The following is a 20,802-nucleotide window of genomic DNA, read 5'->3' as shown; positions in this document are numbered from 1 at the left end:
CTCGACCGAGCCGTCGCCATCGTCGCTCGGACCGATGGCGCATCCGATGGCGACCGCTGACAAATCGATACTTGAGGTCGATTTGCCAGCGCGTCAACGCGACGCCCCGCAAATGCCTGGGCTACCGAACGCCTGCCGAGGTCTTCGAAGCCAAGCTCGTGGATATCCAGGACCGACTGATATAAAACAGGAAATAAGACTCTGCGCTTCGGCGTGAGTTCACACTCGGGCACATCCGGGCATTGCGGGCGCGCAGTCACGGCAGCTCACCTTGGCCGCCGTCCTTCCAGAGCAGCCGCTGGTCGCCTCCGAGCTTGGAGTTGATTAGCGGCTCGTTTCTGGGAAGCGGGCTGGCGATGTCGGACTGCGGGAACAGCGCGCGGTAAGCCACGAGCCATGCAAGCTCGTGCGGCTGCAGGGTTTCCGTGCCGTCGAAGTAGGACTGGGGCTTGCCGGAATAGGCCTCGGTGAGCGCCCCCTTCGCCGCGTAGTCCGACAGCGCGTAGCCCACGGCGCGCTCGAGGGCCGCGTCGCAGCTCTCGGTGATCGGCTGGCCCAGACGGTCGAGATGCGCCGCGATGGTGACTAGCGGCGCGATCGCGTGGAACTGGTAGTGCAGCCCGTAGCCACCGCGCTTGGTTTCCTGCGGCAGGCTGCCGTCGGGCCGCGCCGTGCAGAGGATCCGCACCGCCGAGGCCGAGGCCCAACCGATCTGCATGTCGTTGCGGGTGACCTCGCCGGTCAGCAGCACCGCCAGCGCCGCCCAGGCCCGCAGGTTGCCGGTGCGGGCGCCCGAGGTCGCCTCCTTCTCCCAGAAGTCGATCTGCTCGGCGCTGCGCCGAGTCAGCCAATCCTCGATCCCGGCGGCGGCCTTGAGGTCGGTGGCAAGGGGCCGGACCTGCCGGTAGCTTTCCGCGATCCCCGCCAGCCGGGCCCCCACCGACAGCCGCGCGGTGAAGCTGCCGAGGTCCGAGAGCGCGTCGGCCTCGGCCCAAGCGGCAATGCGCGAGAGCACGCAGTCGGCCTGTTGTGCGCTGTCCTCCCCTTCTGCCAGCACCGCGTTGGACTGCGCCACGAGGTCCCGGATGAAGGCGTCGATCGGTCTCAGCGCCCGGTTCACCGCCGCGTTGCTTTCCGTGTCGATGGAGGAGCGCGACGGGTCGTCCTCGGCGTAACGGCTGCCGTAGTCGAGGGTCACAACCGGCTCGGGCGCGCCGGGGCAGCCTTCGGCCAGCGCCGGGACTGCGGAGAGAAACAGAAATGGCACCGTGGGGAGCAGAGAGATCCGGCGCATCTCAGCCTCCCCCGCTCATCCGCACAAGACGGGTGATCCCCGCCGCGCGCTGGTTGCCCTGCGCCGCGGCGCGTTCGAGCCAGTGGATCGCCTGATCCGGGTTCGGAGCCACGCCGATCCCGAAGGCCAACGCCTCGCCGTATTCGGACATCGCCGCAGTGTCCCCGCCCTCGGCAGCGCGGCGCAGCCAGTCGCTCGCCTCGGCAAGCTGCGCCGGAGATATGGCGGTGTCCTGCAGGTAGAGACCGTAGCTGCGCATCGAGATCAGATCGCCGCTTTCGGCCGCCCTGCGATAGAGGTCTGACATGTCGAGCATCTGCCCGATAAACACCCGAACCCGATCATCCGCGCGCCTTAGCCGCGCCAGAAACCCTGCCAGCAGTTCGTACTCGGCGTTGGCCGAGGCCTCGGTGAGCATTTCGGCTGCCTTCTGCGGATCGTAGCTGTCGGTGCCGCTGGCGATGGCCAGCTCGAAGAGGGTCCGGCTCGCGGTCTGATCGCCCATCGCCCGCGCCCGGGTCAGCAGTGCCACCGCCGCAGGCAGGGCCCCCGGCTTGCCGAGCGCCAGCACGGTTTTGGCAAGGTCCGTCATCGCCCAGGCGTTGTCGCCGAGCAACTGCGTGGCCACCTCGATCCAATGCTCCGCCGTCTCGCGCTCGCCGGTCAGGATCGACACGTTGGCCATCGAGATAGCGCTCTTGTAGTCGCAGGTCATGATCCCCTTGGCCCGCGCGAGGTAGCGCGTCCGCTCCGCGCCGGGCGCAACGAAGGGCACGGCAAAGAGAATGGCCTCGAAATCCCCGTCCCTTGCGATCACCTCGCGGTAGCGCTCGAAGATCTCCTGACGCTCCACCGCGGTGCGGGCATGGTCGGCCATGAGCTGCATCGCCCGGCCCATGCCCTGCTCCGCCGGGCCCTCGAGCAGCTCGAGGGCCTCGGCCTGCTCTTCCATCCGCTGCAGCGGAGCATCGCCCGGCGCGCCGCCCAGCAGCATCTCCGCGAGCATGAGCGCCGTTGACGGACCTGACCTGGCATAGACGTTGCGCAGCTGCCGGGCCTCATCCAGCATCGCATCGCGGCGGCCGTCCAGCTCGAGATCCAGCTTCATCAGCGCATCGCTCACCAGGCCGTAGCGCTTGGAATATTCCAGCCAGAAGGCGCGCATCTCGCCGGTTGTCGCCGGGTCTTTCTCGAGCAGCTTCAACCAGCCCGCCACCGCGGACGGGCGGCCGTAAAGCGCGTGGGACTGCAACACCGCGAAGACCAGCGGATCGCTCCGTGGCGAGAGCGACACCAGTTTCGCGCCGGGCAGGTCGAGATTGGCGGTGTCGGTTGCGCGTTCCAGCTCGGCCCAATAGGCCGCCTCCTGCATGCGCGGCGCGTCCGGCGCCCGGCAGGCAAAGGCCGAGGACAGCACCTTGAGCGGCGTAACCCCGCCGCTGACCGAGACCGCGCGCGACAGCAAATCCACCGCCCGGTCGAAGTCGCCGGGGCTTTCGGGCTGTGCCAGAAGCAGCTCGGCAAGGCTCACCGTCCCGTCGAGATCCTCGTGTTTCACCGCCTCTTCCAGCAGCACCCTCGCCTCAGCAGCCCCGGCCCAGCGTCCCTTGTCCTTGAGCACCGCCGTGGCGAGGCGGGTGAAGGCCCAACCCGGGGCATCCTCGAGCGCGACCAGCGCGCGCAAGGCTTCCAGCCGGCGCGGCCGCTTGTCGGGAAAGTCCGCGGCGTGCAACTCCAGGAAGAGCGCCACCCGTGTCAGCCCCGCCCGCGCGCCATCGACCGCGGCGCGCTCGTAGAGCTCGAGCGCCTGGTTCAGGTCGTGCGGCAGCAGCGCCCCGCTCTCGTATTGCCGGCCCAGTTCGATCTCTGCGTAGGGCAGCCCAGCGTCGGCAGCCTGCCGCAGGTATTTCAGCAACAGATCGTTCGATTTCGCGAAGCCCTCGGCCTCAAGGTGGTACTCGACCACCTTCCAGGCCGCGTGGGCATCGCCGAGATCGGCGGTGAAGCGGAACCAGTCATGCGCAAGCTGCGGCGACTTGGTGACGATCTCGCCCGAATGGTACTCGCGGGCGATGCGGGCGGTGCGGTCGCAGATGGTGGTGTTCAGCTCGCCCACCAGGGCACCGAAGGCCATGGTCACCGCCAGTTCGAGCGGCACGTCCCAGGCCGCGGGCGCCTCGCCCGCGAGCACCATCGACGAGAGCGTCAGCAACGCATCGGCGTTGCCCGCATAGCCCGCCGAGATCAGCAGTGCATCCGCCTGCGCCACGTCGCGCGCAACGCCGATGCCGTCGCGGTAGAAGCGCGCCAATGCCGTACGGCTGCCCGCCGAGAGCGTGTCGCCATAACCCGCGAGCCGCGGGACCATGCCGCTCCTCATCAGCTCCTCGAAGCGCCCGGCCGCCTCCATCACCGTGATCCGGGCCAGAAGCGCGTTCTGCCCCAGGAACCTCGGGTCGCGTTCCTCGAGGCGTGCGATCATGGCCATCGCCGTGTCGAACCAGCGCGCCGGGTCAATCTGCATGAGCCGCGAGAGGTCGCGGCGCACCATCGCGGTTTCCCAGTCGGGCAGCGCCTCGGCGTTCCACGCCCCCCAGAAGGCGGTTGTCTCCTCGTCCGGGGGGGCGGGCGACGCAGATCGGGTCGATGTCGAGATCCGGTGGCCGGAATTCGAGGTCGAGCGTCCTTCCCCACGACGGGCCGCCAAGCAGCCCGAGGGCCATGCCGAGCGCCAGGGCAAGGCATCGCATCGCGGCGGCGGCGGTCTGCATCGGGGGCATGGGCGCGCTCCGTCTCTCAGCGAATGTAGAAATTCGGCACCGCGGCGGCGGAATAGGTGCCGTCGAGCTCGGTCAGCACGATGGTCACCCCGGTCTTGCGCTTGAGCTCGACCGCCGCGATGGTGGCAAGCGCCTGCGATCCGTCGCGCAGCTCCAAGTCGAGCGTCAGCGGGGCCTTCAGTGCGACCGACCGGGATTCCACCGGCTCGAGATTGTCGATCGCCACCGCCTTGGCCAGCGGCACGTAGAGGCTCAGCGCCGGCTGAGGCGTCAGGTTGAACACGGTCACATCGCATTTCGCCGGGCTCATCTCGAGCATGTCCTGCGTCACCAGAGGCTCGCCCTGCGCAGGAACAACCACGGTGTAATGCGAGCTGGGGGCCACGACGAAGTCGATCGAGCTTGCCGAGAAGGAGACGGTGATCGGCCCCGGCATGACGTTCACGTAGCCCGAGAGGCCCGAGGTGAAATCCCGGATCGTCTTGCCATCCACCGCGGCAAAGCTCTGGCCCGGCGCGAGGATGCGGATGAAGCTCGAGTCCGGGTCGAACACATCCCGGTAGAGACCTTCATCCCCGGACCGCGCGGCACTGGGCGCAATGCTGGCAATCGAGGCGAAGAGAGCGGCGGCGCTCCCTCCGGCAAGGAAAAGACGGCGCGTGATCATGATTTGTCCTCCGAGGGGGTCGTGCAGGTATATAGGGCGGGATCGCCGCCGAGCGGCGCGGACAGGGATATCTCGATCCCGTCCGCACCCTCGGGCCAGAGCCCGGAGAGCGGCATGTAGAACCGGCCAGAGCGACGCATGCGCTCGCTGCGGTGCAGGACCTTCTTGCGCTCCGATCCCGCCGCCGAGCGGAAGCGGAACTCGACCTCCAGCGCGGTCGATCCGTTGGTGTCCAGAAACAGCGTGTCCGCCGGCCCGAGCCCCAGCCCGCCGAGATCGGCGTGCAGCAACCTACGGTCCTGCGAGACCTCCGAGGCGATCCGCGTGGTACAGTTCCCGCTGGCCGCCGCGATCAGCTCGCGCATCGGCTGGTCCCCGTATTGCGCGAGGTTGTTGTAGATCGGGTTCTCCCAGACGAGGAACACCGGCGGCGCCTCCTCGAACTCCTCGGAGGTAAGATAAGAGGTGATCGCGCCGAACTGGTTGCCCCCGGTGATCGCGTAATTGACAACCTCGAGGTCGCTGTGCTGCGCGATGAACCCCGGGAAGTTGTTGATCGGTGAGTCCGAAAAGGAGGTGCCGACGAGCGCGATATCGAGGGTCTCCGTCTCGGTTCCGAAAAGATCGAGCATGCCGCCCACATCCTTTTCGGGCACGAGGTCGAGCTGCGCCACTGTGGTCTCGAATGTGTCGGTCTCCGGCTCCGGCAGGGTCTCGGTACAGAGCGCCTGCAGGATGCGCCGCATCCCCGAGAAGGAGGGTTCATGGCCGATCCTGACCGTCTCGTGCTCGGTCTTGGCGAGGGCGGAATAGGCCGGCTGCGCGCGTATCACATCGGCGATGGCGCGGGCGCCGAGGTCCGCGCCATAAGCAGACCAGTGGAAATCGGTGCCGAAGAACGGAAGCTGCCCCGGCTCGGCGTTCAGAAGCGCCTCTCGGATGTCCGTAGTGACCACGCCTGCCGCAGCGAGCCGGCGCTGGATGTCCAGATGCACCTCGGTGGCGACCTCCAGATCGAACCCGTAGAGCGCCGCCTCTGGGGGCAGGTAGTCCGGCATCGACACGCTCTTGGTCGGGATCGCCACGAAGATCAGCGTGGTCCCCCGGCGCTCCAGCGCCCGCGACAGTTGCGCCAGACCGTCGACGACACCTTGCGAGAAGGGGTGGTTCATGCGGAGGTCGGCATTGATGCGGAAGAACACCCCGTCCCGCCCCTCGATGCTGGGCAGGTCGCGGTTGCGTTCGAGCCCCGTACAGCCATAGGCGCTCTCGCCCGCGAGCGCGGGGATGCCGGTGGCGGCGATCAGCGCCGTGGCAAGCAGCACCCCTTTGGACAGGCCGCTCATCGGGGTCCCTCCCTTAGCGTCAGCAAGGCCAGCGAGACCGCCTCGGAGAGACGGGTATCAACCACCGGGCCTAGGTTCTGCACGATCAACCGCTGGCGCAGGCTGCTGCCCCGGCCGGCCGCCTCGAGAAACCCCCGGGCGCGGCGCAGGTCGCCGGCTGTGGCGGCCTTGTCCTGCAGGATCTCGCTGGCGAGCTGCAGCGCGGCGGCATCGGCCCCCGGCGCGCCCTCGCGGCGGGCCAGCGCCTCGAGCTCGTCCTGCATCGGGCCGAAGGGGGTGCCGCTCACGTGGTGGCGGATCAGCGCCTCGGTGGCGGCGGAACTGCCGGCGATGGCATAGGCGAGCAGCGCATTCTTCAGCACCTCGAGACGGCCCGGGGAAGTGGTGCCGGGGTCCACCCGGTCCAGCGCCGCGATAAAGCCGAAGATGGCGCCACCGCTGCCGGTCACCGCGGCGATTGCGTAGTAATGGGCGATGTCCGCGGCAAGGTCGGGGCGCGCGTCGAGGTCAAGCCGGTTTGCGAGCTGGAAGGCCGCATTGCCGTCGCGGTGATCCGCGAGATCGCGCAGCTGGGCGAACCGGACGTAGGCGCCGCGTGACAGGCGCTTGCGGACCGCCAGTAGATGCGGCGGTAACTGGTCGGAGCGGGTGATGCCCCGCACCATGGTGACGTCGACCTGGGTCGCCGCCGCACCGCGATAGACCGCGACGCCGGTGTTCAGGCTGCCCTCCGCTGCCCGGGCCACCGTCGCCGGCAGCAGAAGGGCAAAGAGCGCGAGATGGCCAAGCTGGCGCAGCGGCAATGGCAGGACGTGCAGCAGGCGCGTCATGTCCCGCCCTCCTCGGCCAACTCAAGGGACTGCGCCTCGGGGCCCGCCTCCGCTGCCAGCGTCTCGGGCAGCTCGGGGTCGAGCAGGTAGCGCAGCGGAATTTCCCACAGGACCGTGGTTGCAGCGGTCTCGGGAGCGCGCTTTTGCAGGTAGTCCCGCATCGGCACGAAGGGTCCCTGCCCCTCGGTTGCGTAGTTGATCACGTCGCGGCCCAGCTCCAGCTTCAGCGCCTCGGCAAAGCTCCAGTTGGGGTTGGCGGAATAGGAAGTGCCCACGAGATCGACCACCTCGCCCGCGCCCGCTTCGCCGAAGAGGTCCAGCGCGGCCTCCTGCCCCGAGGGTATGGAGACGGCCTCGTAGGGGGTCACGCGTTCGGCAGAGAGGCCGACAAGCGGCGCCAGTTCGCCGGAGGTGACATAGGACACGAGATCGCCGGTGAAGCGGACCTCCGCCCCCGGCACCTGTGTGAACTGCGCGCTGCCGGTCAGCCCCGGTTGCGCCGCGATCCGCACCGCCACGGCCCGGGCGCCCCCCCGGCGTCCAATGGGTGTCGGTGGCGAGGAAGGGCGCCGCCAGTGCCGCCAGCGCGGACCGGCTGTCGACCGTTGGGATTTCCCGATCTGTGAGGTCGGCGCGGAACCTGTCGTAGAAGCGATGCAGCTCTTCCGAGAGAGCCGGGTCGGGGCCCTGCGCGGCCAGAAGGTCGAGCTTGGCCGGAACCGGGACGACGATGAGCTCGGTGCCGCTCGCGCGCAGGGCCTCGGCGCTGCGCACGATCTCGTCCAGCGCGGCGGCATAGGCGGCACCCGCCGCCGCGGGCTGGCGCAGCTCTTCGTCGGTGAACAGCACGCCGCCTGCCCCGACCGCGACCCCGGGGCGGCCCTCGTTCAGCAGCAGGTAGCGGGCCGCGCCGATGAGACGGATCGCCAGGTCCCGGTGCGGCATGCCCTCGCGGTAAAGCGTGTCGATCTCCTGCGTCATTCCATGCCGCCCGAGCCCCGCGTGCTGCGGCAGGGCGGTCGCGGGTCCCAGAACCAGCGCCATGTTCGCCGCCGCCGCGTAGCCGAAGAAAGCCACGGGCACGACCAGCTTCAGCGCGAAATTGACCGAGTGGGGGAACGACATGGCGGGCCTCAGAACTGGAAGTAGAGAAAGGGAGAGAAGCTCTGCTCGGAAAGCTTCAGCACGGTGAGAACCCCGAGGCCGAGCAGCAGGGTCGCGGTCAGCGCCTGCGCCGCGACGCCGCCGATCACCCGCATACCCCCGCCCGGTTGCAGGGGCTGCCCGCCGAGGGCCGCCTGCCCCTCGCGGCGTTCGGCAAGGCGGGGCTCCATCCAGGCGACCAGCGCGGCGATGCCGGTGAGGGCAAGGCTTTCACGGGTCAGCGCGTGCCACAGGGCCGGATCGCCCCAGAGCCCGTTCGCCCCCAGCATCGCGGCGTAGATTTCGAAGCCCTGCCCCACGTTCGCGGCCCGGAACATGACCCAGCCAAGCAACACGAGCAGCAGGGTGAGCGGCAGCGACCAGACCAGTCCCGCCGCGCGGCGGTCGTGGCCGGTGGCGCGCTCCAGCGCCAGCAGGCAGCCGTGCCAGAGCCCCCAGAGCACGAAGGTCCAGTTCGCCCCGTGCCACAGTCCGCCCAGCACCATGACCGCCATCAGGTTGGCGTAGGTCCTCGCCCGGCCAAGGCGGTTGCCCCCGAGCGAGATGTAGAGGTAGTCGCGCAGCCAGGTCGAAAGCGAAATGTGCCATCGCCGCCAGAACTCGGTGATCGAGCGGCTGATGTAGGGAAAAAGGAAGTTCTCGGGGAAGTGGAAGCCCATCATCTTGCCGAGCCCGATCGCCATGTCGGAATAGCCCGAGAAGTCGAAGTAGAGCTGCAGCATGTAGGCCCCTGCCCCCGCCCAGGCGAGCAGCAGGCCGACCTCGCCGCTGCCGTTGAACGCGAGATCCGCGAGCGGCGCCACCGCATCGGCCAGCAGCACCTTCTTGCCGAGGCCGACGAGAAAGCGCGCCATGCCCTCGGAAAAGAGATCGAGCGAATGGGTCCGGCTGCGAAACTGGTCCTCGAGGTCTTTGTAGCGCAGGATCGGCCCGGCGATGAGCTGCGGGAAAAGCGCGATGAAGGCGGCGAAATCGACGAATTTCGCATCCGCCCGCGCGTCGCCCCTCCAGACGTCGATCAGGTAGCTGAGCGCCTGGAAAATGTAGAAGGAAATGCCGATCGGCAGGATCAGCCGCCAATGCACGCCCACCCCCGCGGCGTCGGTGCCGAGCAGCGTGGCAAAGCTGTCGATGAAGAAGTTCAGGTACTTGAACACCCCCAGCACGCCGAGGCAGCCGATCATCCCCACGGCGAGCCAGAGCCTGCCCCGCGCCGTGTCGCGATGCCGCGCGATCCTCTGCCCGACGAGATAGGCAAAGAGCGTGGTTGCAAAAAGAAGCCCGAGGAAGTCCAGCCGCCACCAGGCGTAGAAGAGATAGGATCCGGCGAGGATCACCAGCGACTTGAAGCGCCAGGGCACCGCGAAATAAGCCACGAGGAAGAGCGGCAGGAAGAGGAACAGGAAGGTCTCGGAGGAAAATACCATGGCCGGTCACCCCTCGTCCGATGCCGCGCAGTCCGGCGGCGGCAGGAAGCGCGCGTCGGTGCCCCCGGCGGCCAGGACCAGCGGTTGTCGCCCCGACAGGTCGGCCATCAGCGCGGCGCTGCCGTCCTGCACGTCGCCGTCCAGGAAGCGGGGAAACTGGTCCGAGAAATCATTCGCGCTCAGCACCAGCCGCGCCGGGGCGGCGGTGTCGATCCCCACACGGTTGGCGGAAAAGCGGTTGCCCTCGAGATCGAGCACGGTGCCTTCGGGCTGCTGCGTGACGTAGAGACCGGAACTGCCCGAACCCGCGATCGTGCTGCCGGTGATGCGCGAGGCGCGCGCCTGGCGCAGCGCCAGCCCCTTCTGGCCTGACGCGATGGCCCGCAGCCCCTCGACCGAGGTGCAATCCGACCGGCTGACCGACAGGGCGCTCTTGCCCGCCTGCCAGACCAGCGTGTCGCGGACCAGCGTGCCGTTGCTGGCGCCCCGCAGGCGGATCCCGTTCAGCGCCGGGCGGTATATCTCGGTCCTTTCGAGGCGCGTTGCGCGCGCGCCGTCGCTGAGCCGGATCGCATCGCCGGCCCCATCGACAAAGAGATTGCCGGAAAGCCGCGCTCCCGACGTTCCGCGCAATTCCAGCGCCGTGCTGCGCGCATCGACGAAGATGTTGTCCGAGATCGCGCTGTCCTTGGTCATCACGAAGCGCACCGCGTTGAGATCGCGCAGAAGCGAGGCGCGCAGCACCGAGGGCTCGCTCGGGCGGTAGAGGCCGCTGACGATCACCGCGAGGCCGGAAAAGCTGGGAGTCCGCCCGAAGCCAAGCCCCGAGAAGAGCGCCGCCTCTGCCTGCAGGACCCCGGTGCCGGCGGTAACCACGAAGGGGGCAAACTCATGGGCGCTGGCATTGACCGCGCCGCGGGCGACGATGCCGCCCGCCGCCAGCTCGAGCCGGCCGAGGTTCACCACGAAGGCGCCGGCACCGCGGTCGAGCGCCAGCACCGCCCCATCCTCGATGCGCAGCGTTGCCCCCTGTTGCACCAGCACCGGGTAGGCCATGGCTCCCTCGACCACTGCCGCCGGGTCGAGCCGGCGCGCCTCGGAGAGCAGCCTGTCCGCGTCGATGCTGCCCTCGCGCAGCGAAATCGCCACAAGCCGCCCCTGCGGCTGCGCCCGCAGCACGGTGAGCTGGTCGTTGGTGCCCACCACCAGCGCCATCTGCGCCAGCGCCAGCCGCAGGTCGAACAATTCGACCTTGGCCTGCGGGCCGCCGGGCGACGGAGAGAGATCGACGCCGAGGCGGGAGTGCAGGTCGCGCGGATCCTGCAGGTCGCTCAGTTGTGCCCGAAGGCCCATGTAGCGCGCCTCGATCCGCTCCGCCTCATCTCCCGGCACCTCCTGCGCGGCCGCCGGACCCGTCAGCAGGATGCACAGCGCCAGCAGCAGCGCCGCGACCGGGGAGCGGTCAGGAGACATGGTGCGACACCCCTGCCTGCGCCGCGAGCATCAAGGTCGGCCGCAGGGTCATCAGCAGCGCCTCCGCCTCCTGCGCGCCGGCGTTCACCAACCGGCAGGGCTGGAGGTTGTCGAGCGTGACGTGCTCGCCCTGCCCGACGCTGCGCCGCCATGGCCCATCGAACATCTCGATCGTCCCGCGCGTGACGATCAGCTTGCGCCCGGGTTCGGGGTCGATGTTGACCGAAGTGCCCGAGTTGATCGTCAGCATCACCATGTCGAGGCCGCCCGAGCGCAACAGGCTCATGCTCCGGCCCCACTCATGCTCGCGCCGCTTGTGGCGGCTGGCTTCGAGGCGCTGGCTGCGGCGCAGCAGCTCGACCACCTTCTGCACGTCCTGGCAGCGCCCCCTGCGGGTCACCAGAAGCGCGTCGGGCGTGTCGATCACGATGACCTCGGGAACGCCGACCAGTGCCACCAGGCGATCCCCGGCGCGGACCAGCGCGTTCTCGGTGTCGGTGGCGATCACGTCGCCATGAAAGACGTTGCCCTTCTCGTCTTGCTGGCCGACGCCATGCACCGAGGTCCACGAGCCCACGTCGCTCCAGGTGATATCCGCCGGGGCGAGGATCACATGCGGGGAATGCTCGAAGATGATGCGTTCGGTCGGTTCGGCGCGCGCATGGCGGAAGGCCTCGCCGCCGAGATGCACCTGTCCGGCCTTGCGGATGCCGTTCTCGAAGGCAAGGCTCACCGCCGCGAAGGTCTTCGGATCGATCCTGCGGAACTCGTCGATGATCGTGCGCGCCGCAAAGAGCGATATCCCCGACGCCCAATAGGCGCTGCCGGAGGTAATCAGCGCCTCGGCCTGCTCCCTCGGAGGTTTCTCGACGAATTTCGCCACCCGCCGCAGCGCCGCGTTATGCCGGAAGATGCCACCGTCGACGATGTAGCCATAGCCCGTTTCCGGGTAGGCCGGGGTGATCCCGAAAAGCACGATCCGCCCGTCTTCGGCCGCCTTGCGCGCGTCGGCAACGATGCTGTCGAAGTCGCCCGAGATCACGTGGTCCGAAGGCAGCACGAGCATCAGCCGGTCGGGATCTTCTGCCGCGATTTCCAGCGCGGCGGCGAGAACCGCCGGGCCGGTGTTGCGCGCGAAGGGCTCGACGATCAGCCGCCCCTCGCATTGCAGCCCGGCGAGCTGGCGCAGGACGGTCTGCACATGTGGTGTCGCGGTGACCACGACCGGATCGGCGTAGCAGCCGGCGCGGTGCCGCTGGACCGTGCTCTGGAAGAAAGTCAGCGAGCCCGCATCGGCGACGGGGTGGAACTGCTTGGGGCTCTGGCTCCGAGACATCGGCCAGAGCCGTGCGCCGATGCCCCCGCAGAGGACGACGGGAACGACCCGTGACATGTCCTTGTCCCTTTCTTCCCTGCGCGCTGCATCAGCCGCCGGGCCGGTCGGGAGGACATCCGGCAGGGGTCCCTCATCGCGCATCGGGGTTCTCCTCCGCCTTGGCTCCGCCACCCATCGACAGGCCCCGGCCGATCACCGCCAATCCCGCGGCGAGCGGTGCGGGCAGGAGCTGGCGTTTGAAGCGCAGGCGGGCGGAGCTGCCGCGCTCGAGGTCAGCACTCCCGGGGAGGTTGATCCGCACCGGTTGCAGCGCCGCCCCGGCGCCCGGCGCCGGCAGCAGCTCCAGCGTCACCGGCACCACCCTGCCATCCTGCAGCACAAGCTGGGCGCCGTCGCCCGCCAGTGCGCGGGCGCTGCCCTCGAAGGTGATCTCGGTGCTGGCGGTCAGCGTGCCCTCGCTTTGCAGCAGGTCGAGCAGCGGCGTGCCCGGCAGCACCGTCGCGCCGCTGGCAAAGGCCTCGAGCGGGGCGATGCGGCAGTCGCAGGGCATCTTCACGCTCAGCAGGTCGCCGGAATTGGCGAGGATCGAATAGACCACCTCGCCGAACTGCGCGTCGGGATCGACGTAGGAGAGCTGACCCGCCGCGGTGGCGCGCATGGTCTGGCCACCCTCGGTGAGGATGACCGGGCGCGGCTCGTAGGCGTAGACCAGCCGCTCGTGCACGATGCCCGCCGCGACGATCGCCAGCGCGGCGGTCAACCCCATCACCAACCCCCGCCGCCCCAGCCCCGCCACCCGGTGCAGCGCCGGCTGCACCACCGCGGCGGGCTTGGACTTGAACGAGACCGGGCCGGTGTAGCCCAGCATCCCCCCCGACCGAGACCACGTCACCGGCGATGTAGCTGTTGAGGAGGTAGCGCAGCGGCGGCAGATGCGCGCCGGTGGGATCGGTGAAATGCAGAACCACGCGACCGTCCTCGGACGGGTCCGCCGTGATCCGCGCATCGAGATAGAGGCTGACCGAGAACCCCTCGAGATCGAAGCGCAGGGTCATGGGGGTCACCCGCTCCTCGCTGCTGCGCGGCATCAGCCCGCCGGCATGGGCGCGGGTCAGAGACAGGCTCTCGCCCCGCAGTTGGCGGGTGCCGATCAGCACGGTGAAGGGCATCTGCACCAGCGGGTGCTCGCCGTCATGGGCAAAGCCGGTGGGCAGGTTGTGGGTCGGTTCGCTCGTGGCCATGGTTCGGTCCTTGCTCACCCCAGGGTGTCGCCCCTGGGCCAGGTCTCCGGGCACGCCCCGGGGCGCGGTTTTCTCGGCTCTGGCCGGCGCCACACTGCCGCGCCGGATCACACACCCATCGGCACCGGTCTCAGAAGAGACCGGCGAACCAGAACAGGCCCACCGTCAGCCAGCCCATCGTCAGGGCATGGACATGCAGCGAGCCTGCCGCGACCAGCCGCTCGGCGAGGCCGGCGCGCCCGCCACCTTGGGCCGAGGCCTGGCGGGTCCATTTCTGCCGGTCGAGGCGAAAGAAGACGAAGCTCTTCACCAGCGCGCCGAAGAGCTGGTTGAAATAGAGGAGGAAGGCGTAGCTGATCGGAAATCCCAGGCGCCCGCGGAACCCCGCGATCCCCCAGCAGAAGACGTAACGGGTCAGCATGACCCAGGCGACATAGGCCGGCAGCACCGCCATGTCGAAGGCCAAGGCCGCGGTCAGCGCCAGGATCGGCCCCGACAAGGTGGTCCAGATCGACACCCTCTGGTCGAGGATCGACCACCAGGTGAACAGGCCGATCCGCCACGGCGACAGCTTCAGCGCCCGGCCGTTGGTCCGCAGCATGTTGCCGAACCAGCGCACCATCAGCACCGAGGCGGACTCGAGGAATCCGGACCGCGGCTGGCTCTCGGCGGAGACCGAGCGCACGTCCGGCAGGTAGATCATCTCGTAGCCCTGGCGCAGCAGCCAAAACCAGGTCGACTTGTCGTCGCCGGTGAGGAAGTTCACCCGCCCCAGCCGCCAGTGATCTATGAAGTCCGCGTGCACCATCTCGATGAACCCCGGATCGGTGGCCAGGTCTGCGCGGAACACCGACATGCGCCCGGTCAGCGTCAGCACCCGGTTCGACAGGCCCATCGAGCACATCATCATCTGCCGCTGGTCGAAGCGCAGACGGAACCAGTCGCGGAAGAGGCCGGGCCGCGGGATGTCGACCGCCTCGTCGGTGGTCAGCGCTCCGACGCTTTGGTCGGTGAACCACGGCGCTGCCTCGGCGACGAGCGTCTCGGGCACGCAGGAGTCGCCATCGACGAAGACCACGATGTCCCGCGACGACGGGCAGTGCCGCGCGATGATCCGGAGCGAGCGCGCCATCGCGTCGCGCTTGCCTGTGCCGCGGATGCGATCGACGATGAGCCGCACCCCTTGCGACCCGCCTGCGCCGGCACCTCCCTCCGGTCCAACCACCTGTCCGAACGCTTGTTCGAACACCTGGCGGATCAGCCGCGCATCTGCCCCCTCGACCACCGAAGCGACGATCGTTGCCCCGTCACGCGCCCGCGCGGCGGCGCGGAAGATCGACCGGTAGACCTGGATGGTGACCTCGGGATCGATGCCGTAGGAGGTGACCAGGAAGAAGGCATGCACTGGATGCCGCGCGTCGGCGAAGCGCGCCTGCGCCCGCGCCTTGCGGCGCGGATGGACCACCCGGCGGAAATAGATCGCGCGCAGAAAATTCAGCGCGGCCCAGGAATAGCGCCACATACCCAGGACTCCGACCACCAGCGCCGGCGCCCCAGCCCGGCCCAGCATGTCGCTGGTCACGGCGCCGCCGAGAATGACGATGACCGACAGATAGGCAACATGTCCCAACATGGCGCGCTACCAGCAGATCCCGCTGTAGCCGCCGCCCGAGACCAGGCTGCGGTCCAGCCGCGTCAGGTCGATCATCGGCGTCCGGCCGGCGGCCCTGGCAAGCGAGGGCAGCGCCTCCTTGTAGAGGTTGCCCACGACGATCGCATCGGACCTTTCGAGCAGCACTTCGAGGCTGCCGACCAGCCGGGACTCCAGATCCGGCACCGTCGCATTGCCGCGTCCGGCCGTGGCATTGCCCGCGGCGAAGGCCTCGAAGACGAACGGGTCGTAGATCTCGACCGACACGCCGGAGCGGATCAACCTTGCGGCGAGTTCCGCAAGCGGACTTTCGCGCAGATCGTCGGTTCCTGCCTTGAAACTGACCCCGACCATCCCGACGCGGCGGGCCTTGGCCTCGGTGACGAGAGTCTCGGCCCGGGCGATCTGCTCGGCGTTCGCCTCCTCCACCGCCGCCAGAACCGGGGTCGTCACGCCATTTGTCATCGCGAGATGGCGCAGGGCCCGGATGTCCTTGGGCAGACAGGATCCGCCAAAGGCAAATCCGGGGCGCATGAAATAAGGGGAGATGGCAACCTTGTGATCCGAACAGAGAATTTCCATAACCGTCTGCCCGTCCAGACCACAGGACTTCGAGATATTCCCAATCTCGTTGGCGAAGGAGACCTTCACCGCGCGCCAGGCATTCGACGTGTATTTCACCATCTCGGCAGTGCGCAGATCCACGGAGTGAACCGTGCAATCCATTCCCATGTTGATCTCGCGCAAAAGCGCCTCGGTGTGTGCATCAAGAGATCCGAATACGATCAAGCCGGGATCATGATAGTCTTCTATCGCCGTGCTTTCCCGGAGAAATTCCGGGTAATACCCTACACCGAAATCCTCTCCCGCGGTCTTGCCCGAGTATTTCTCAAGCAGCGGAATGCAGGTTCTTTCGCAGGTACCGGGGACAATCGTCGAGCGCAGGATGACCGAATGAAATCCGTCCTTTTCCGCCAGAGCCGCGCCGATCGCCTTGCAAACCTGCTCGATGTAGATCAGCCCGACCGCACCGTCGGCACCGGAGGGCGTGCCGACACAGACAAAAGAAGCCTCGGTTCCCGAGATGGCCTCGGCGACGGAGCGGGTCGCCGACAGCCGGCCCGAGTCCACGGTCTCTGCCACGAGCGCGGCGAGGCCCTTTTCCACGATGGGCGACTTCCCAGCGTTGATCACATCGATCCTGGCTTGGTCCACGTCCACGGCCACGACTTGGTGCCCGGCCTTGGCCAGACAGGCAGCTGCGACAACACCGACATAGCCTATTCCGAACACGCTGATCCTGGCCATCTGTACCTCTTGGACTGCAAAGGGAACCGATGTTCGCAGCGTGAAGGCCAAAGATAGCCGGATACAGTCGGGAGGATGCCTACACCTGTAGGCATCCTCCCGACTTTGCGGGCCTTGCGAGCAAGCCCCACGGGAACCGGTGCCTCACTGATGTCTCCGTGGCGCGCGATCACGGCAAACTGCGGCGGACGCCTGCCGGCGTCCGCAGTGATTTCATTTCATGGGAGGGAGGGCGCGGCATGGAACGTGCTCTGGCCACCTCGGGTCGCGTTGCGCCGGATGCGCAGTTGCCGGAGAGAGAGCCGGTGCCGCTTCAGCTCCAGAGCCCCTGCGACAGCGCGTAATCCACGAGCTCGGCACGGCTGCGCAACCCGAGCTTAGTCTGCGCCCGCGCCTTGTAAGTTTCGACAGTCTTGGCGCTGATCGAGAGGGCGCTGCCGATCTCCTTGGCGTTCTGGCCTTTCGCAACGCGGCTCACGACCTGCCGCTCCCGCTCGCTCAGGCCGTCGGCCCCCGCCTTGCGCGTGCCGAGGATCCGCGACAGCAGCGGCACGAACCCGGGATCAAAATACATCCCCCCCGGACAGGATGGCCGCAATCGCGATCTTGAGCTGGAGGAGATCCGAATTCCTACCGACGCACCCATGCAAATCCGCCTCGATCGCGACGCGAAGCGTCTCGCCGTCGACCCTGAGCGTATATCCAAGAAGCTTTGTGTCCGGGCTCGCCCGCTTTATTTCGCCAACGACCTCAGCCCAATTAGATTTATTTGGCGGCCCAAATTCGAGAGGGTCTATAATAAGAATGGCCGGTCGGAACTTCAATACCACATCAAGAATTTCTAAATCTCCAAGAATGAATTCTCGACACTCGAATTCCTCTGCGTCATTCAATTGCGAGGCCAATGCAGAACACATGGCCGCACTTCTGTCGACCAAACCGACAAGCCGCTTGTCCAAGAATATGGAGTGCGCCGCATCTTCTTTGTTCGCGAGGCGCTTCGAATAAGTGTCTTCAAACATGTGATCAATCTCATCCATCGTCCCCTGGGTGAAATCATGAGAGTTGCGCGTTTATTTCACGCGCCTGCGTAAAATGAACTGAAGAAAGAAAACCTCACACGTGCTATCAGCACGGCAGAAAGGGTGCAGTTTTTGGTTGTATAAATTTTTCGATAAAACACCCCTAGATTGCAGCAACAATGGGTCGGTGCTGTCAAGTCAATCCTCTGGCGTCTGCTGTATCGCGCCGCTTGCGCTCCAAAAAAACATCGGAGCCGGGGCATCTCGCCGGAGCGTCGTACGCGCGTCGACTGGATCGTGCATCACATCAGCACACGCCGCCGGCAGCCCAACGGTCGGGACTTCGCGCACCAATGCAGAAGCGCATGCAGATCTGCTGGCTTGAGAACGTCTCGGGGGGGGAAGGAAGGGTGGCGACGACCCAAGGGAGGAGGAGAAGGGCCGTCGCCGATTTCCGAGGCTCAGGGAGGAGGAGGAGAGCCTCTAGAAAATTCCTCGGCACTGCGTGGTGCCGATGAGCCATTGATGCCACTTGCTGCGCCGCAGCACCACTGCCGAAAGGGAAGACCCGCCTTGCATACGACGCATGGCTCGGAGGGTCGTCGGGACGATGCGGGAAGCGCCTGTTTACAAAAGATTAATCAAACCCGCTCACCCGACCAGCGGGCGGAAGGAAACCTGCCCCAATAGCCAATCCGCGAAGGCCGCCGCCTTGTCGCCCCGCCCCTCCGGCGCGACGATGTACCAGGCCTGTTCGGTGCTCAGAGGCGCGTCCAGAACGATGCACAGCTCGCCGCGTTCCAACTCCGCCTCGATCAGGTAGCGCGGCAGCAGCGCGATGCCGAGCCCGGCCCTCACCGCCTCGATGCTGAGCGCGAATTCGTCGAACCAGTGGCCACCCTGCGCATCGGCCGCCTCCAGCCCCTGACTGGCGAACCACTCGCCCCACATTGTCGCGCGGGTGGTCACATGCAGCTTGGGCTGCGCCAGCAGTTCCCCGGCCCGCGCAACCTTGAGATCCCGCAGCGCTCCGCCTGCCACGGGCACCACGATCTCGCTGCACAGGTAGCTGCATTGCCCGCCCGGCCAGAGCGGCTGGCCGAAGTGCAACGCGAGGTCGCATTGGCGGCTGCCGAGGTCGAAGACGCCGGTGTTCGTGCTCACATCCACCCGCAGCCCCGGGTGCCGCGCCAGGAAGTCGGGCAGACGCGGCATCAACCAGCGCGTGGCGAATGTCGGCGGCGCGTTCAGCGCCAGAAGGCTCTGGCCCTGCGCGCCGGCGGTGGCGTGGCGCATGGTGCTCTCGGCCATGCGCAGCAGGCGCTGCACCTCGGGCAGCAGCTCGGCCCCGGCCTGGGTCAGCACGACCCGCCCCCGCAGACGGTCGAACAGCGGCTTGCCGATCTGCTCCTCGAGGTCCCGCACATGCCGGCTGACCGCGCTCTGGGTCAGTGCCAGTTCCGCGCCCGCGCGGGTAAAATTGCCGTGTCGGGCGGCAAGCTCGAAGGTCTGCAGCACCTTCATATCGGGAAGCAGGCGTCGTTGCAGCGGCACGTCTAACCTCGGGTTGATGCGCCGCTCACGATAGGCCGCGGCAGGGGCGATCACCATGCCAAACGCGCATGGGGTCAGCCCGACTTGGCGTTATGCGCATCGGCGGCCCGCTTGGTATTCTATCGTCGACCAAAAAACCCGGAGGCCTCCATGCTGAGCAAACCCCTGCCCGCCCTCACCGCCGAAACCCTCGAACGCTGCGGTGTCAGCGCCGCGCTCGACGTAGCGGGCGGGTTGCAGGTCGTCTCCCCGCTCACCGGCGAGATCGTCGCCTCGCTCGCGACCCACAGTGCCAAGGACGCTGCCGGGGCCATCGACACCGCAGCCCGGGCCTTCCGCGCCTGGCGCCTCGTGCCTGCCCCGCGCCGCGGCGAGCTGGTGCGGCTCTACGCCGAGGAACTGCGCAAGGCCAAGGAAGAGCTCGGCCGCATGGTCTCGATCGAGGCGGGCAAGTCACCCTCCGAGGGTCTTGGCGAGGTGCAGGAGATGATCGACATCTGCGATTTCGCCGTCGGCCTGTCGCGCCAGCTCTACGGCCTCACCATCGCCACCGAGCGCCCCGGCCACCGGATGATGGAAACCTGGCACCCCCTTGGCGTGGTCGGGATCATCACCGCCTTCAATTTCCCCTGCGCCCCCTGGTGCTGGAACGCCGCGCTGGCGCTGGTCTGCGGCGATCCGGTGATCTGGAAACCCTCAGAGAAGACCCCTCTCACCGCGCTCGCCTGCCAGGCGGTGCTGGAGCGTGCGCTTGCCCGCTTCGGCGACGCGCCCGAAGGGCTGAGTCAAGTGCTGGTCGGCGGGCCGGAGCTGGGCGAAGCGCTGGTGGACAGTCCCAAGGTGGCATTGATCTCGGCCACCGGATCGACCCGCATGGGCCGCATTGTCGGGCCGAAGGTGGCGGCGCGCTTCGGCAAGTGCATTCTCGAGCTCGGCGGCAACAACGCGGGGATCGTCTGCCCCACGGCCGACATGGACATGGCCCTGCGCGCCATCGCCTTCGGCGCCATGGGCACCGCCGGCCAGCGCTGCACCACCATGCGCCGGCTCTTCGTCCACGAGAGCGCCTATGACCAGCTCGTCCCGGCGCTGCGCAAGGCCTATGCCAGCGTCACTGTCGGCAACCCGTTGGAAACTCAGGCGCTGGTCGGGCCGCTCATCGACAAGGCCGCCTTCGAGAGCATGCAGGCCGCGCTGAGGGAGGCGGTTGAGCTTGGCGGCACCGTGCACGGCGGTCAGCGCGAACCGGTGGAAAGCGAGGCTGCCTATTACGTGAAGCCCGCGCTGGTGGAAATGCCCGAACAGGCCGGCCCGGTGCTGCGCGAGACCTTCGCGCCGATCCTCTACGTGATGAAATACAGCGACTTCGACGAGGTTCTGGAGGAGCACAACGCCGTCGGCGGCGGGCTCAGCTCGTCGATCTTCACCACCGACCTGCGCGAGATGGAGACGTTCCTGTCGGCGCGCGGCTCGGACTGCGGCATCGCCAACGTCAATATCGGCACCTCGGGGGCCGAGATCGGCGGCGCCTTCGGGGGCGAGAAGGAGACCGGCGGCGGGCGCGAGAGCGGCTCGGACGCCTGGCGCGCCTACATGCGGCGGGCAACCAACACGATCAACTACTCCTCGGAGCTGCCTCTGGCCCAGGGCGTGGTCTTCGATATCGACTGAAGCGCTAGGCCGGGCGTCCACCGCCCGGCCTTTTGCCT

16 protein-coding genes and 2 pseudogenes are annotated in these 20,802 nt (G+C 67.7%); 2 read left to right on the top strand and 16 right to left on the bottom strand.

Annotated features, from left to right (window positions below; all coding sequences use genetic code 11):
- Positions 1 to 185 (top strand): annotated as a pseudogene (locus CLG85_RS21390) (hypothetical protein); the annotation flags it as partial.
- A gap of 71 nt (positions 186 to 256) precedes the next feature.
- Here CLG85_RS21390 and CLG85_RS21385 read toward each other — a convergent pair.
- The 16 genes and pseudogenes from CLG85_RS21385 to CLG85_RS21310 all read right to left on the bottom strand — a co-directional run bounded on the left by CLG85_RS21385 (position 257) and on the right by CLG85_RS21310 (position 19,150).
- Positions 257 to 1,294: an alginate lyase family protein gene (locus tag CLG85_RS21385; protein WP_095883672.1), complete on the bottom strand. Its 1,038-nt coding sequence runs from the start codon at positions 1,292 to 1,294 to the stop codon at positions 257 to 259.
- 1 nt (position 1,295) lies between these two features.
- Entirely contained in the window at positions 1,296 to 3,845 is a 2,550-nt protein-coding gene (locus tag CLG85_RS21380; RefSeq protein WP_260349973.1) for a tetratricopeptide repeat protein, read from the bottom strand.
- Positions 3,808 to 4,074: a hypothetical protein gene (locus CLG85_RS21375; protein WP_260349972.1), complete on the bottom strand. Its 267-nt coding sequence runs from the start codon at positions 4,072 to 4,074 to the stop codon at positions 3,808 to 3,810. Before CLG85_RS21375 ends, CLG85_RS21380 begins: the two co-directional genes overlap by 38 nt.
- A 16-nt stretch (positions 4,075 to 4,090) precedes the next feature.
- On the bottom strand, positions 4,091 to 4,741 hold the full coding sequence (locus tag CLG85_RS21370; protein ID WP_095883670.1) for an alginate O-acetyltransferase AlgF: 651 nt from the start codon (positions 4,739 to 4,741) through the stop codon (positions 4,091 to 4,093).
- Positions 4,738 to 6,087 (bottom strand): alginate O-acetyltransferase AlgX-related protein, encoded by a 1,350-nt coding sequence (locus tag CLG85_RS21365; protein WP_095883669.1) that lies wholly within the window; start codon positions 6,085 to 6,087, stop codon positions 4,738 to 4,740. Before CLG85_RS21365 ends, CLG85_RS21370 begins: the two co-directional genes overlap by 4 nt.
- Entirely contained in the window at positions 6,084 to 6,917 is an 834-nt protein-coding gene (locus CLG85_RS21360) for a hypothetical protein (RefSeq protein WP_095884418.1), read from the bottom strand. The genes CLG85_RS21365 and CLG85_RS21360 overlap by 4 nt, the downstream gene beginning before the upstream one ends.
- A pseudogene (locus CLG85_RS21355) lies at positions 6,914 to 7,862 on the bottom strand (alginate O-acetyltransferase AlgX-related protein). Before CLG85_RS21355 ends, CLG85_RS21360 begins: the two are co-directional and overlap by 4 nt.
- Positions 7,863 to 8,050: 188 nt before the next feature.
- Positions 8,051 to 9,508: an MBOAT family O-acyltransferase gene (locus CLG85_RS21350; protein WP_260349971.1), complete on the bottom strand. Its 1,458-nt coding sequence runs from the start codon at positions 9,506 to 9,508 to the stop codon at positions 8,051 to 8,053.
- Positions 9,509 to 9,514: 6 nt separating this feature from the next.
- On the bottom strand, positions 9,515 to 10,981 hold the full coding sequence (locus tag CLG85_RS21345; protein ID WP_260349970.1) for a right-handed parallel beta-helix repeat-containing protein: 1,467 nt from the start codon (positions 10,979 to 10,981) through the stop codon (positions 9,515 to 9,517).
- Positions 10,971 to 12,374, bottom strand: coding sequence for a mannose-1-phosphate guanylyltransferase (locus CLG85_RS21340; protein WP_176476743.1), 1,404 nt, complete (start codon positions 12,372 to 12,374; stop codon positions 10,971 to 10,973). Before CLG85_RS21340 ends, CLG85_RS21345 begins: the two co-directional genes overlap by 11 nt.
- A 73-nt stretch (positions 12,375 to 12,447) precedes the next feature.
- On the bottom strand, positions 12,448 to 13,185 hold the full coding sequence (locus tag CLG85_RS21335; RefSeq protein ID WP_260349969.1) for a hypothetical protein: 738 nt from the start codon (positions 13,183 to 13,185) through the stop codon (positions 12,448 to 12,450).
- Between the two features lie 503 nt (positions 13,186 to 13,688).
- Entirely contained in the window at positions 13,689 to 15,191 is a 1,503-nt protein-coding gene (locus CLG85_RS21330) for a glycosyltransferase (RefSeq protein WP_095881269.1), read from the bottom strand.
- Between the two features lie 6 nt (positions 15,192 to 15,197).
- Complete coding sequence (locus CLG85_RS21325) at positions 15,198 to 16,517, bottom strand: nucleotide sugar dehydrogenase (protein ID WP_260349968.1); 1,320 nt, start codon at positions 16,515 to 16,517, stop codon at positions 15,198 to 15,200.
- A gap of 313 nt (positions 16,518 to 16,830) precedes the next feature.
- Positions 16,831 to 17,091, bottom strand: a complete 261-nt coding sequence (locus CLG85_RS21320) for a response regulator transcription factor (protein WP_260349967.1) — start codon at positions 17,089 to 17,091, stop codon at positions 16,831 to 16,833.
- Positions 17,081 to 17,557: a hypothetical protein gene (locus CLG85_RS21315; RefSeq protein WP_260349966.1), complete on the bottom strand. Its 477-nt coding sequence runs from the start codon at positions 17,555 to 17,557 to the stop codon at positions 17,081 to 17,083. Before CLG85_RS21315 ends, CLG85_RS21320 begins: the two co-directional genes overlap by 11 nt.
- Before the next feature lie 633 nt (positions 17,558 to 18,190).
- Positions 18,191 to 19,150 carry a LysR family transcriptional regulator gene (locus CLG85_RS21310; protein WP_235865327.1) on the bottom strand — a complete coding sequence of 320 codons (960 nt, stop codon included), beginning with the start codon at positions 19,148 to 19,150 and terminating at the stop codon, positions 18,191 to 18,193.
- Between the two features lie 93 nt (positions 19,151 to 19,243).
- On the opposite strand from CLG85_RS21310, the gene amaB reads away from it, so the two are divergent.
- Positions 19,244 to 20,764 carry an L-piperidine-6-carboxylate dehydrogenase gene (gene amaB, locus CLG85_RS21305; RefSeq protein ID WP_260349965.1) on the top strand — a complete coding sequence of 507 codons (1,521 nt, stop codon included), beginning with the start codon at positions 19,244 to 19,246 and terminating at the stop codon, positions 20,762 to 20,764.
- The last annotated feature ends 38 nt before the right edge of the window (positions 20,765 to 20,802 follow it).

Origin of the sequence: Alloyangia mangrovi (assembly GCF_002300555.2) — a bacterium.
GTDB lineage: Bacteria > Pseudomonadota > Alphaproteobacteria > Rhodobacterales > Rhodobacteraceae > Salipiger > Salipiger mangrovi.
Note: the sequence above shows the minus strand (reverse complement) of the source record. Positions and strands in the feature narration are given on the sequence as shown.

Bases quoted from the DNA above. Each gene is read 5' to 3' on its own strand.
- CLG85_RS21310 (WP_235865327.1), bottom strand. From the start codon at position 19,150: ATGGTGATCGCCCCTGCCGCGGCCTATCGTGAGCGGCGCATCAACCCG.
- CLG85_RS21330 (WP_095881269.1), bottom strand. From the start codon at position 15,191: ATGTTGGGACATGTTGCCTATCTGTCGGTCATCGTCATTCTCGGCGGC.
- CLG85_RS21370 (WP_095883670.1), bottom strand. From the start codon at position 4,741: ATGATCACGCGCCGTCTTTTCCTTGCCGGAGGGAGCGCCGCCGCTCTC.
- CLG85_RS21340 (WP_176476743.1), bottom strand. From the start codon at position 12,374: ATGTCACGGGTCGTTCCCGTCGTCCTCTGCGGGGGCATCGGCGCACGG.
- CLG85_RS21375 (WP_260349972.1), bottom strand. From the start codon at position 4,074: ATGCCCCCGATGCAGACCGCCGCCGCCGCGATGCGATGCCTTGCCCTG.
- CLG85_RS21350 (WP_260349971.1), bottom strand. From the start codon at position 9,508: ATGGTATTTTCCTCCGAGACCTTCCTGTTCCTCTTCCTGCCGCTCTTC.
- amaB (WP_260349965.1), top strand. From the start codon at position 19,244: ATGCTGAGCAAACCCCTGCCCGCCCTCACCGCCGAAACCCTCGAACGC.
- CLG85_RS21385 (WP_095883672.1), bottom strand. From the start codon at position 1,294: ATGCGCCGGATCTCTCTGCTCCCCACGGTGCCATTTCTGTTTCTCTCC.
- CLG85_RS21360 (WP_095884418.1), bottom strand. From the start codon at position 6,917: ATGACGCGCCTGCTGCACGTCCTGCCATTGCCGCTGCGCCAGCTTGGC.
- CLG85_RS21320 (WP_260349967.1), bottom strand. From the start codon at position 17,091: ATGTATTTTGATCCCGGGTTCGTGCCGCTGCTGTCGCGGATCCTCGGC.
- CLG85_RS21345 (WP_260349970.1), bottom strand. From the start codon at position 10,981: ATGTCTCCTGACCGCTCCCCGGTCGCGGCGCTGCTGCTGGCGCTGTGC.
- CLG85_RS21380 (WP_260349973.1), bottom strand. From the start codon at position 3,845: ATGGTGCGCCGCGACCTCTCGCGGCTCATGCAGATTGACCCGGCGCGC.
- CLG85_RS21315 (WP_260349966.1), bottom strand. From the start codon at position 17,557: ATGGATGAGATTGATCACATGTTTGAAGACACTTATTCGAAGCGCCTC.
- CLG85_RS21325 (WP_260349968.1), bottom strand. From the start codon at position 16,517: ATGGCCAGGATCAGCGTGTTCGGAATAGGCTATGTCGGTGTTGTCGCA.
- CLG85_RS21365 (WP_095883669.1), bottom strand. From the start codon at position 6,087: ATGAGCGGCCTGTCCAAAGGGGTGCTGCTTGCCACGGCGCTGATCGCC.
- CLG85_RS21335 (WP_260349969.1), bottom strand. From the start codon at position 13,185: ATGCTGGGCTACACCGGCCCGGTCTCGTTCAAGTCCAAGCCCGCCGCG.